Raw genomic sequence first — 12,067 nt, 5'->3', positions numbered from 1 at the left:
GCGCTACTGTCTGACTCGGAGCCGGCCGCGATCGTCGTAGCGGAAGCCGGCCGATTCGAAGGCCACCTCGACCGCGTCCTCGTCGACCTCGCCGTCCGTTCCGAGAAACGGCGTTTCGGGATCGGTACCGTTCCACTCGAGGCTCTCGGGGGTCCACTCCTCGGTCACCGGCGTGGCGACGGGCCGCGCGTGGCCGTGGAACACCTCGTCGACCAACCACTCCTTGTCGATCAACTGCGCGATGACGCGGCGGAACCGGGGGTTGCTAAACGGCGCGTCCCGCGCGTTGAACCCGAGACAGTAGAACGACCACGACGGCGACTCGAGGACGCGGGTACTGCCGGACTGATCGACGCCGGCGACGACGTTCGCCTCGAGGGGCGAGGTCGTCACGTCGGCGGTGTCGTCGACGACCCGCTGGGCGGCCGCCCCGGGCGGATCGACCCTGACGGTCAGTTCGTCGACGGTCGGTGCCGGGAGATCGACGCCCGATCGCAGCGTGAAGTGGCCGTCGAACCGCTCGAGCGTGAGTCCCTCGCCTTCGGTCCGCTCCGCGAACTGGAACGGGCCGCTCCCGATCGGCGGGACGTTCTCCGTCGCGACCGCTTCCGCGGTCCTCTGTGCGATGGTCGCACCCCCCGCGCCGTTCGCGCCGCCGGCCCGCTCGCGCCAGACGTGGGCGGGGAGGATCGGAACCAACAGCGCCCGCTCGCCCACCGGCCGGCCGGCGTCGATCCGCAACTCGACGCGATCGCGGTGGACGACCTCGATCGAGTCGACGGCCTCGACCAGCCCGCGGTAGCGGGGCGCGGGAGCGGCGGCCTCGGAGTCGTCGAGGCGCGTATTCGCGAGGAACCGATACGTAAAGGCGATATCTTCGGCCGTCATCGGCTCGCCGTCGTGGAACGGACAATCGGTCCGGAGTCGCACGTCGATCGTCCCGGCGTCCCACTCCCACGAGCGGGCGAACCAGGGCTCGATCTCGCCGTCGGCGGTCTCGGTCGCCAGCGAATCGTACAACAGATCGACGAACGGATCCTCCCCTCGATAGTCGACTGCGAGCGGATTGAGGTTCGACGTCGGCCGGGAATCGGTATGCGTGGCCCGCAGCGTCGAGACGTCCGGTGCCGGATCGATTCCGAGATAGCCCTGTGGGGTCGCGAGCGCGCGCTCGTCCCAGTCGAACCGATCGGTTCTGACCGCGCGGTGCTGGTCCGGGATGCAGATCGGAACGAACGGCTGCTCGATCGCGACCTGCTCGAGGACGTCCGTGACGGCCTCGCGGCGCTTCTCGCCCTCGAGTTGGCGCTGGGTCTCGAGGGAGTCGTCGACGGTCAGGTTGGTGTACCCGAAGGGGTTCTGCCAGCCGGATTCGTCGGTATAGACCGAGTGCAACGCCTCGTAGAGGAAGTCCGGATCGGTGCCGCCCGGATGTTCGGCGATCCAGACGTCGAACTCGTGATCGTACAACACCGTCCGGCGGAAATCGACCGGGGACCGGATATCGAACGAGACGTCGATGCCGACCGTCCCGAAGACGTCGGCCAACTCCCGGGAGAGCCGGATGCTCTGTCTGTCGCTGTCCGCGGGGAGGGTCGTGATCGTCAGCGAGAGCTGCTGGATGTTGTTCGGCACGAGAATGTCCCGGGCTTGCCGAATGCAGCCGCTGGTCGAGACCGTCAGTCCGGCCGCCGCCGCCAGAGCGCTCCGCCGGCTGATGCTCGAGCCGCCGTCACTCGGGCCCGTTCGGTTCGGTGCGGCTGGTCCTCCGTTCATTTCGTTCGTCTACCATAGTTGCAGAGCCACGATATAACAGTATTGCGCTCAGTCAACGGCCGGCGATCGCCGGACGGCTTCGCCGGCCGCCGGTTGTCACTCCTCCCGATACAGCCAGGGCAGTCGGTCGCTGAGCCCCTCGAGACGCTCCTCGAACAGGTCGGACAGTGACCAGCGGTCGACCAGTTTGTCCGAGAGGACGACGCAGGCTGCCGCGAGGACGAGTCCAGCGGCGACGTCGATCCCCCAGTGGATCCCGAGATACATCGTCGAGATCGCGACGCTCGCGGCCAACACGACCGCGATGGGGAACCACTTGGGGTACTCCGAACGCGTCATCGACGCGAACGCCGCGACGGTCGCCGACAGCGAGGTGTGCAGCGACGGGAAGACGTTGGTGTTGGCGTTTACCTCGCGGGTGAGATACTGGTACTGGGGGTTCGTGTCGTACAGCATCCGCTCGGTGAGTTCGGCCGGCATCACGTTCCGCGGGCCGTACGCGATGATGAGGATGTACAGGACGAGCCCGATCGCGTAGTTGAGGGCGTAGGCTGCCAACAGCCGTCGAAAGATCCGCGTGTCCGAGAGCATGAAATACGCGATGACCGGAAAGATCAGCAGGAACGTGTAGCCGAAGACGTAGACGGACGCGAAGTACGCCGTCAGCTCCGGCGTCTCGACCGACTTGAACAGGAGGATGAACTCCCCTTCGACGTTGTAAAACGTCGCGGTCAGATGGATCCCGATCTCTCGGGAGAGCTTCGGACCCGCCTGTCTGGCGACGCGGTTTATTAACAACACGACGAGCAACACGGCGATGACCGGTCCGTTCGTCCGCAGGCGGTCACGCCACTCGGCTCGAGTCCGAACGAGGCGATCACGGCCGATAAAGACGAGGACCGAGATCGGGAGCAAGATCCCGATAACGAGGGCGACCTGTGTCAGCACCTCGGCGAGCATCGCTGTTAGTAGCCTCCAAGCAATCGTCCGTTATCATCGTATCGGAAGCCGGCCGTCTCGAAGGCCGATTTCGCGGCCTCGACATTGAGACGACCGTTCGAGCCGACGAACGGCGTCACCGGATCTTCGCCGCTCCACTCGAGGGTCGCCGGGACCCAGTCGTCGGTCACCGGCGTCGCGGTCGGCGTCGCGTGATCGTAGAAGACCTCGTCGACGATCGTCTCCTTGTCGATCAGTTGCGTGATCGCCCGACGGAAATGGGGATTACTGAGCGGGGCGTTGCGGACGTTAAAGCCGACGTAATAGAAGATCCGGTGAGGGGAAGACAGCTGGCGGACGTCCGGGGTGTCGGGGATGGCTCCGAGCGAGTGTGCGTTGAGCATCGAGGCCGTCAGATCCGCACCCCCGTCGTCGACCCGCCTGATTGACGACGTACTTCCGGGATCAACGGTGAACCGGATCCCGCCGGGGACCGGCTCGCCGAGGTCGACGTCCTCCCGCAGCGTGAAGTGATCCTCGTACTGGCCGAGAATCAGCTGGTCGTCCTCGGTGTGGCTCTCGAACCGGTAGGGGCCGCTCCCGACCGGCGGGATATGATCCCCGGTGACGGCCACCCATCGGCCCTGTGGCGCGGAGAACTCGCCGTTTGCCGCCCGTTGATCGATCAGTTCCTGCCACACGTGTTTGGGGAGGATCGGCACGGTCAGTGCCCGTCGCCCGGCCGGCGTTTCGCCCCGCAGGGAGATCGTCAGCCGACGGTCGTCTTCGGCCTCGATCGATTCGACCATCTCGACTTGCCCTCGATACCTCGGGGCCGGCGAGTCGGGCGCACGTCCGAGCGACGTGTCCTCGAGGAACCGGTAGGTGAAGGCCACGTCGGACGCGGTCAGTGGCTCGCCGTCGTGAAACCGACAGTCCTCTCGGAGCGTGATCGAGACGGTCCGTCGCTCGCCGTCGACGTTCGCGTCGCTTTGCTCGCCGTTCGTGTCGTCGTTCCGCGTCGAGGACCACTCGACCGACTCGGCGAGCCAGGGGACGAGTTCGCCGTTGCGCTCGCTCAACAGCGAGTCATAGAGCAGATCGATCGTCGTCTCCCGCCCTCGTGCCGTCGCCGAGAGGGGGTTGAGGTTCTGCGTCACGCGACTGTCGGTTACGAGGGCATGGAGCCGGTCGTCACCCTCGAGCCCGAGATAGCCGTGTCGGGTCGGGAGCGTGCCCTCGTCCCAGCCCTCGAACTCGTCGGTCCGCGCGACGCGGCGCTCGTCGGGGAAACAGATCGGTTCGAACGGTTTCTCTTGAGCCAGGCCGTGTAGGACCGACCCGAGACGTTGCTTTCGTTGCTCGCCGTCGAGTCGACGCTGTTCCTCGAGGAGGGTGTCGAAATACATGTTGGCGAACCCGAAGGGGTTCTGCCATCCTCGTTCGTGGGCGAACGTGGAGTGGAGGGCGTCGTAGAGGAAGTCCGGGTCGTAGTCGGCTGGGTGGCGGCCGACGTAGAGATCGAACTCGTGGTCGATCAGGACGGCTTTCAGTAGCTCCGATGGCGAACGCATGTCCAGCGAGACGTCGACGCCGGCGGCCTCGAGGTTCGCCTCGAGCCGACGAGCGATCTGGACGTTTTGCCGGTCGGCGTCGGCCGGCAGCGTCGCGATCGAGAGCGTCAACTGGTTGTCTCCCGCCTGTTCGACGACGTTTCGGACGCTGTCGATACAGCCGCTCGTCGTCACTGCAGCACCGGCCGCGCCGGCGGCCAGAAACGAGCGCCTGCTAACGCCGTCGTCGGGCGAAGATGGGGACCAATTCATTCCGTTTGCTTGCACCTCTTTGTCTGCGATATATAACAGTACTGCGTACTACTGTCGAATACGTGGACGGGTAAAGAATCTTTTCAATCGACGGTACATTCGCCGTCGCCAAGGGCTTGTGTCGCGTTCGCAGGGAACACGACACCGACCGACCGTTCCGGAGCGCAACATGGATACGTCGACCGACGAACACACGCGTATGGACATCGCGGCCGAGCGGATCGAGCGCCTCCACGACCTCGCTCGAGCGGCGGCCGCGGACGGCGAGGACGACCGCGCTCGGAACTACGTCCGACTCGCCCGGCGCGTCGCGGAGCGCAACCGACTCTCACTCCCGCGGCGGTTCCGCCGGTTTACCTGCGACCGGTGTGACGCCTATCTCCGGCCGGGGACCAACGCCCGCGTCAGGCTACAGGACGGCCACGTGGTTATCACCTGTGACTGCGGTGCCCACGCCAGATATCCCTACGAGGAGTGACCCGGTGTCGACGCGCTCGCGCGGGCGCGACCCGATTCCGAATCCGAATCGCGAAGATTGAAACGGCTCGCTTCGTTACACGGGGCCATGGATACAGCAGAACGCAAACGCCGCGCACACGATCTCGACGTCACCGTCTGGGTCGGCAAGAGCGGTGTCGACGCCGTCGTCGACGAACTCAACGACCAACTGGACGATAGAGACCTCGTGAAGGTGAAGTTCCTGCGCGCGGCCCGTGCCGGGGGTTCGACCGCGGAGAAGGCCGCCGACCTCGCGGACCGCGTCAGCGCCGATCTCGTCGAGACGCGCGGTCATACCGCGGTGCTGTACCGATGACCGGCGGTGCAGTCGGCGTGTCGTCGCCCGGGATCGTCCTGGGCGTGATCGGCGAGGCGCTCGAGGGCGCGGGGCTCACGGCGGCCCAGGCCGGTGTCGCCGAGAGCGCGATTCGGTTCGTCGTCGCGCTTGCGGCGATCTGGCTCGTCGGGCGACTCGTTTTCATCCCCCTGGTCGGTCGCGCGCTCGACCGGCGCGAACTGGACGAACACGCCAAGAACCCGCTGTTGATGCTCACGCGGTTCGGGGTCGCCTTCCTCGCGTTCGCGGTCGCATTCGGCTTCGCCGGCTTCGGGAACTTCCTGGTGTCGATGGCCGGCATCGCCGCGGCCGGCGCGCTCGCGATCGGGCTGGCGATGCAGGACGTGATCTCGAACTTCGTCGCGGGCGTGTTCATCTACACCGACAAGCCGTTCCGGATCGGCGACTGGATCGAGTGGGACGACGGGACCTACTCCGGCGTCGTCGAGGACATCAGCCTCCGAGTCACCCGCGTGCGAACGTTCGATAACGAACTGCTTACCGTCCCCAACTCGGCGCTGACCGACGGCGTCCTCAAGAACCCCGTCGACGCCGACAAGCTCCGCCTGAAGTTCGTCTTCGGGATCGGGTACGACGACGACATCGAGCGGGCGACCGAGATCATCGTCGAGGAGGCCGAACGCCACCCCGACATCATCGACGATCCCGCGCCCTCCGTTCGACTGACGGAACTGGGCGACTCCGACGTCGGTCTCCAGTCGCGGTTCTGGATCTCGAACCCGTCGCGGGCCGACTTCGTCCGGACTCGCGGGGAGTACGTTACCGCCGTCAAACGCCGCTTCGACGAGGAGGGCATCGACATCCCCTACCCCGTCCGCACCCTCGAGGGCGGACTCCGCTTCGAGAGCGACGACGGACGGAGCATCGTACAGCCCGCGGAATAGCGGTTACCACTCCTCGACGGTCGTGTTTTCGGACGGTTCGAACGCGAACCGATCGTCCTCGAGACCGACGTTGAACGCGATCGACTCGTACTCCATGCGCAGCTCGTAGCGGTCGCCGCTCGGGGTTTCGTACACCAGTCGCTCTTTCAGCGGGTAGTCGTACGCCGTATCGATCCAGAGGCGCTGCTCGACGACGTCGATCTCGTCCGTCGGGTCGCTCGTCTCCAGCGGGTAGACGAACTCGGTGTCGCCGACGATCAGGGACACGTCGCGTTCGACGGTCTCGTTTTTCGCCTCGACGGCGAGGACGTGGGCCTCTCGGTCCGCGATCCGGTCGGTGCCTCGGTACTCGAGGTCGTAGTGGCTGCTGATGTTTGCCGCCGTCTCGGCCCGACTCGACCGGACCGCCTCGCTATCGAACTGTCCGTCAGTCTCGAAGTGCTGAGCGACGTCCGCGTCGGGATAGTAGTACCAGTTGTCGGTGGCGTTCGACACGTACCTGTTCCCGACGACGACCGGGTCGGAGGCCTCGACGACTTCGCTTCGCTCGTCGACGTAGGGTCGTCTCTCGATCCGGAGGACTTCCGTCACGGTTCGGTTCCCGTCGGTCATTTCGACCCGTCGCACGCCCCGGAGGTCCTCGAGGTCCTCGCTGTGGACGTACGCACCCTCGAAGATCGCTTCGGGGTCCGGGTCGTCGGCATCGCTTTCGGGGTCCTCGAGCGCCACGCAGCCGGCCAGTAGGAGTCCGACGGCCAGAACGACGAGCAGGACGCCGAGTCGACGATCTGTCATTATCGGAGTCACTCGGACAGTAGTAGTAATTGTTACTCTTCCGTCGTCGGCTCGAAACGAACGACCCTCGTCGGGAAACGGCCGGGAGGACGGCTCGAACGACAGTGAGAGCCGTCCGACCCGGGGGAGGGCAGGCGGCTACCCGGTACGACCGCGAGCGCCGGAGGCGCGAGCGGGCCGACGACTGACGTGAAGTGAGCAGCGCGAACGGAACGGACGGAGGAGTGCTTTTGATCGAAATTTTACTCTGCAGGCGCGGCTTCGCCGCGCCTTCGGTAAAATTTCGTTGCGTATGAATGGTGGACGACCGCGATTGCCCGGCGTTCCGACCGGGGGAATCCCGGTTGCCTTCTCCACCCCGCGACCCGGCGAGCGACAGGTGTCCGGCGGTCCACTGCTCGCTTCCGCGCCTGATGGGCTGTCGCCGGCTAACCACGATGGGTCGTCCCTGCGGACGGCCATCGTGGACCGCTGTCCCCGACGGACGAGGCTTCCATGTTGGCTCCCGGGGCCCCGGTCGGTCTGACCGGACGCCCGCGGCGTTCGGTCCCCGCTAATGACCATAGCGCGGGTAACGAGCAGGGCCAAACTGCCCGACCTAGTCCACTTCCGTGTAGGAAGTGAGAACTTAAGGGCCTTTCGTCTCCATCGCTCGAGTCCCGTGGCGGCGGCCTCGTCACGCACGCCCCAGAAGTTCCGACCGGTCGGGAACCGGTTTTCGGAATCGACGGTGGTGTTCCCTCGAGTTCAGGCTTCCTTTCACCATATATATTCACTCGAACACCACAAATGGCTTTCAACTGGGTAATGATGTGCCAAGATAGCGTTATATCGTGCGAATACTCACACTCGAGTGAACGATGAAATCCCAGTCCTGCCGTCCGACCGACGGCCGATCGGCGGCCGGCCCGCGGTCGGGAGAGCGCCGTGGAGGTATCGATCGCCGCCGCTCGAGCGTGTCCCGACCGGTCGTCGCACCCGGAGTTCCATGACGGTGTCCGGCTTCCAGTCTCCGCTCGCGGACCTGCCCCGCGGCCCCGACGGCCTCGCGACGACCGACGACGCGCTGTCGCGGCTCCGTGACCGGCTGCCGGCGTTTCTCGAGCGCGTGCTGGTCGACGCCGGCGCGGACGGGTTCGTCGTGCCGCTCGACGGCGGCGTCGAGACGGCGCTGACCGCGACCTTCGCCGTCGACGCGGCGGGAGCGGACCGCGTAACGGGGCTCGTGATGCCGGCGTTTCTGAGCCACGAGGCGACCTCCCGCAACGCGGAGGCGGTCGCGACGTCGCTGGGGATCGATCACAGTCGCCTGCAGCTCCAGCCGGTCCTGGCGGCGTTTCAGGAAACCATCGGGGGGTCGTCCGGGCCGGCCGACGACCCGGTCGCGACCAACAACGCCCTGTCGCGGCTCCGGATGACCTGTGCCTACTACGTCGCGAACGCGACGAACGCGCTCGTCGCGAGCCCGATCAACCGCACGCAGTACCTCCTCGGGTCGGTCGCCAAACACGGCGAAACGGGCGCCGACTGCCTCCCCTTCGCCGGTCTCTACCGGACCGAACTCGAGGCGCTCGCTCGAGCCGTCGGGATTCCCGAGGACCTGACGGTCGAAACGTCGGGCTCGCCGTTACATCCCGGCGAATCGCCGGCGACGGCACTCGAGATCGATCCCGAAACCGTCGATCGGATCCTCCGTCGCAGGATCGACGAGGGCGTCGACGTGCCGACCGTCGCCGACCGGACCGGCGTCGAGGCCGAGACCGTCGAGCGACTCGAAGCGTGGGTCGAGCGGACGCGTCACAAGCGCCGTCGGCCGACACGACCGTCCGCGGCGACCTGACGGCGACCGGTCACTCGACCTCGGTCTCGCGCCCCCTCGAAGACCCCGTCGAAGCCGCCGGCCCAAATCTGTCGTATGCCGAGTCTTGGTACCAAATATATCTGGCGCCGGCGGGAGGAAAAGACCCATTAGCGCTCCGACACACCGTTCGTCCATGGGACTCGGCAGCACTGCAAAGAAGATTCAGGGCCTCTCGGATCGAGCCGAAGCGATGTACAAGCAGGTACAGAAGCTTCAGGACCGGATCACCGGACTCGAGGAGGAACTGGACGAGACTCACGACACGGTCACGCGCATGGACCACCAGCTCACCGAACAGCGAGCGCTCTTGCTCGCGATCGCCGAGGAGCAAGGGATCGACGGCGAGGAGATCCTCGCGGAGGCGGCCATCGACGAGGCCGAACTCGAAGACGAGGAAGCGGTGACGGACGACGCCGACTCGGCGGCGGCCAACGAGGAGGCGACCGCCGGCGAAACGGCGAGCCAATAACGCCGACGCGAGTTCGGCTCCTCCGCCCTTCGGTCCGAGACGGCTACTTTCGGGACAAGAGCTAACCATGGGGGCGACTTTTGCCAGTACGATGACGACCCACGAGGAGCCGGTCGACTCGATCCTCGAGACGATCGGGCGAACGCCGCTCGTCCGGCTACAGGACGGCCCCGCGTCGGTGCCGATCTACGCCAAACTCGAGTCGTTCAACCCCGGAGCCAGCATCAAGGACCGCATCGGGAAGTACATGCTCGAGCGAATGCTCGAGCGCGGCGACGTTCCCGCCGGCGGGACGATCGTCGAACCGACGGCCGGCAACACCGGGATCGGGCTGGCGATCGCGGCAGAACAGCTGGGGCTCGAGGCGGTCTTCGTCGTCCCGGAGCGGTTCAGCGTGGAGAAACAACAGTTGATGGCCGCGCTCGGCGCGGAGGTCATCAACACGCCGACCGAGGACGGCATGGACGGTGCCATCGCCCGGGCACGGCGACTGGCCGACGAACTCGAGGGCGCCGTCGTCCCACAGCAGTTCTCGAACCCGCTGAACGCCGAAGCTCACTACGAGACGACCGCCCCCGAGATCTACGACGCGCTCGAGGGACGAGTCGGTGCCGTCGTCGCCGGTTGCGGAACGGCGGGGACGCTCATGGGGATCGCCCGCTACGCGCTCGAGCAGGACCCCCAGACGCACGTCGTCGCGGTCGAACCCGATGGCTCGGTCTACGGCGAACTCCTCGGCGACGAACGCGAGGAAGACGAGTACAAAATCGAGGGGATTGGCACACACGACACCGCCACTAACGAACTGTTCGATCCCGAACTGGTCGACGCCGTCAGCGCCGTCTCGGACCGCGACGCCCACGACGAACTCGTCCGCCTCGCCCGCGAGGAGGGCCATCTGGCCGCCTCGAGCGCGGGCGCCGCGAGCGTGGCCTCGAAGCAGGTCGCCGACCGGATCGCTGACGGTGACCTCGACGTCCCCCACGAGACCGTCGTCACGATCTTCCCGGACTCGAGCGAGCGCTACCTCTCGAAGGGCATCTATCGGTCGTTCGAGGACTGGACGTCGTAGCTAGACGCCGCCATCGCGACGCTTCCGGTCGTCCTGTTCGATAGCGATCCCGACGCGTCCCGGTCGACGACCGCCCTGGTCGAGGATCCGACTCGAACACCTCGAGTCAGTCGTCGACGACCGCATGCACACGACGCTCGAGGACGCGCTCGCGGACCTTCGAACTGCATCGACGACGGCCTCGTAAGGAATCTCCTGAGTCGCCAGCTCAGGCGACGAGCCGGCGGTGCTGGACCTTCATACACCGGTCCTGTACGACGGCCCGACCCGCCGTCTCCGCGCGGGCCGCTGCCTCGTCGTCGCGGATCCCCTGCTGGGTCCAGATGACGTCGACGTCATCGCGCTCGAGGGCTGTGTCGACGATCCCGCCCACCTCCTCGCTGGGCCGAAAGATACAGACGACGTCGATCTCTTTCTCGACATCGGCTACCGAGTCGTAGACCTCGCGGCCGAAGATTTCCTCGGCGTAAGGATTGACCGGGATCACGTCGTAGCCGTGATCCAGCAGGTACTTCGGCACGTCGTGGGCTGCCTTGCCGGGCGTACTCGAGCAGCCGACGACGGCGATGGTGTCGTACTCCAGAATCTCCTCGATCTCCGCTGCGGTGTCGACTGGCATGCGACCCGAGTATATGCGCTCCCCGCTGAAACGTTTCGGGTCGCTCGATTAGGGAACGATCGGACTCGGGTCGTGCGACTGTCGCGGAAGAACGGGCCCAGCGGACGCGAACGGAGCCGGGTGTTTGGAGCCAGTTACCCCGAGAAACCGGCGGTCCGGATCTCGGGCTCCTCGTCGTCGGCCGTCTCCTCGAGTTCGACGACGGCGTCGAACAGCTGTTTGAGCGTGTTCATGGTCTGGTCGTCGTGGGCCGTCGAGTCGATGACGTAGACGCCCATGGCGTCGGCGCTCTGGATCCGGCCCGTGAAGACGTGGAGGAACCGAAAGACCGTCTGGAGATCGGAGTACATCAGCAGCGTCGACACCGAGTGCAAGAGAACGCGATTCTGGGTCAGCCCGCGGGTCTCGTAGAACTCCTGGAGGAACTCCGAGAGCTTGATCCCGATGCCGGTCATGTCGACCGGGGAGGAGGCGTACTTGATCCGCGGGTCGTCGTCGATCGTCCCGATACCCCGTTGTTTGGTGACACAGTCGACGACGCCGATATCCGGTTCGACGCCCTCGCCGACGTGGTCGTCGAGGCTCTCGAGGACCTTGTCGGCACTGTCTTTGGTGGTGACGACGATCGAGCCGTCACCACGGGCCGCACCGCTCGCGAGGATATCGAAGGCGATCCGCCGTTTCCCCGTCAGTGGCGGGCCCGCGACGAGTACGTTCGTCCCCGGATCGATTTCGACGTCCGGAAGGACATCTGCGAGGTCATACATACGGAATGCTCACATCCATCGCCGTAACGACGAGCTGGTACCACAGCCCACTCCGACTGCCGGCGTGTGGTATGAAGATACGCGAAGCGGCTTATAGTACTTTTGATAACGTAGCTGGCGTCTCGTACGGTCTCCGAGCGCGGAACGAAGGAGGGGGCGACGGTTCGGTCCCCACTCGCTGGGTGAGCTGGCTCCAATCAGTC

At 65.8% G+C, this 12,067-nt stretch carries 12 protein-coding genes and 1 other RNA gene; 6 read left to right on the top strand and 7 right to left on the bottom strand.

Translation table 11 applies throughout. The annotated features are described in order from the left end of the window. Positions 1-3: 3 nt before the first annotated feature. The 3 genes from A6E15_RS10970 to A6E15_RS10960 all read right to left on the bottom strand — a co-directional run bounded on the left by A6E15_RS10970 (position 4) and on the right by A6E15_RS10960 (position 4,541). Positions 4-1,776 carry an ABC transporter substrate-binding protein gene (locus A6E15_RS10970; RefSeq protein WP_076146179.1) on the bottom strand — a complete coding sequence of 591 codons (1,773 nt, stop codon included), beginning with the start codon at positions 1,774-1,776 and terminating at the stop codon, positions 4-6. Between the two features lie 96 nt (positions 1,777-1,872). Then, the gene (locus A6E15_RS10965; protein WP_076146178.1) at positions 1,873-2,736 is read right to left on the bottom strand and encodes a phosphatase PAP2 family protein; all 864 of its coding nucleotides are present in this window, start codon (positions 2,734-2,736) and stop codon (positions 1,873-1,875) included. A 5-nt stretch (positions 2,737-2,741) separates the two neighbouring features. Beyond that, positions 2,742-4,541 (bottom strand): ABC transporter substrate-binding protein, encoded by a 1,800-nt coding sequence (locus tag A6E15_RS10960; protein WP_175607243.1) that lies wholly within the window; start codon positions 4,539-4,541, stop codon positions 2,742-2,744. A 199-nt stretch (positions 4,542-4,740) separates the two neighbouring features. Between A6E15_RS10960 and A6E15_RS10955 the strand changes: the two genes are divergently transcribed. From A6E15_RS10955 to A6E15_RS10945, 3 genes are all read left to right on the top strand, one after another. After that, a complete protein-coding gene (locus A6E15_RS10955) occupies positions 4,741-5,019 on the top strand; it encodes a ribonuclease P protein component 4 (protein WP_076148310.1) in 279 nt (92 codons plus the stop codon). A gap of 87 nt (positions 5,020-5,106) precedes the next feature. Continuing rightward, the gene (locus A6E15_RS10950; protein ID WP_076146176.1) at positions 5,107-5,355 is read left to right on the top strand and encodes a YhbY family RNA-binding protein; all 249 of its coding nucleotides are present in this window, start codon (positions 5,107-5,109) and stop codon (positions 5,353-5,355) included. After that, the gene (locus A6E15_RS10945) at positions 5,352-6,281 is read left to right on the top strand and encodes a mechanosensitive ion channel family protein (protein ID WP_076146174.1); all 930 of its coding nucleotides are present in this window, start codon (positions 5,352-5,354) and stop codon (positions 6,279-6,281) included. Before A6E15_RS10950 ends, A6E15_RS10945 begins: the two co-directional genes overlap by 4 nt. Positions 6,282-6,284: 3 nt before the next feature. Here the strand turns inward: A6E15_RS10945 and A6E15_RS10940 are convergent, their stop codons facing one another. Further along, a complete protein-coding gene (locus tag A6E15_RS10940) occupies positions 6,285-7,076 on the bottom strand; it encodes a LolA family protein (RefSeq protein WP_076146173.1) in 792 nt (263 codons plus the stop codon). 297 nt (positions 7,077-7,373) lie between these two features. Next, positions 7,374-7,685: signal recognition particle sRNA (ffs, locus tag A6E15_RS10935), an RNA gene on the bottom strand. A gap of 379 nt (positions 7,686-8,064) precedes the next feature. Between ffs and nadE the strand changes: the two genes are divergently transcribed. The 3 genes from nadE to A6E15_RS10920 all read left to right on the top strand — a co-directional run bounded on the left by nadE (position 8,065) and on the right by A6E15_RS10920 (position 10,478). After that, positions 8,065-8,916, top strand: coding sequence for an NAD(+) synthase (nadE, locus tag A6E15_RS10930; RefSeq protein ID WP_076146172.1), 852 nt, complete (start codon positions 8,065-8,067; stop codon positions 8,914-8,916). Between the two features lie 154 nt (positions 8,917-9,070). Continuing rightward, the gene (locus tag A6E15_RS10925) at positions 9,071-9,406 is read left to right on the top strand and encodes a DUF5798 family protein (protein ID WP_076146171.1); all 336 of its coding nucleotides are present in this window, start codon (positions 9,071-9,073) and stop codon (positions 9,404-9,406) included. 91 nt (positions 9,407-9,497) lie between these two features. After that, positions 9,498-10,478 carry a PLP-dependent cysteine synthase family protein gene (locus A6E15_RS10920; protein WP_076148308.1) on the top strand — a complete coding sequence of 327 codons (981 nt, stop codon included), beginning with the start codon at positions 9,498-9,500 and terminating at the stop codon, positions 10,476-10,478. Positions 10,479-10,686: 208 nt separating this feature from the next. On the opposite strand, the gene A6E15_RS10915 is transcribed toward A6E15_RS10920, so the two are convergent. Together A6E15_RS10915 and A6E15_RS10910 are read right to left on the bottom strand one after the other, a co-directional pair. Next, positions 10,687-11,097 (bottom strand): CoA-binding protein, encoded by a 411-nt coding sequence (locus A6E15_RS10915; RefSeq protein WP_076146170.1) that lies wholly within the window; start codon positions 11,095-11,097, stop codon positions 10,687-10,689. 134 nt (positions 11,098-11,231) lie between these two features. After that, on the bottom strand, positions 11,232-11,864 hold the full coding sequence (locus tag A6E15_RS10910; RefSeq protein WP_076146169.1) for an RAD55 family ATPase: 633 nt from the start codon (positions 11,862-11,864) through the stop codon (positions 11,232-11,234). Positions 11,865-12,067: the final 203 nt, after the last annotated feature.

The sequence above is a fragment of the Natrinema saccharevitans genome (genome assembly GCF_001953745.1).
Lineage (GTDB): Archaea > Halobacteriota > Halobacteria > Halobacteriales > Natrialbaceae > Natrinema > Natrinema saccharevitans.
The sequence above is the reverse complement of the archived record's forward strand: the minus strand, read 5'-3'. Positions and strand labels throughout refer to the sequence as shown.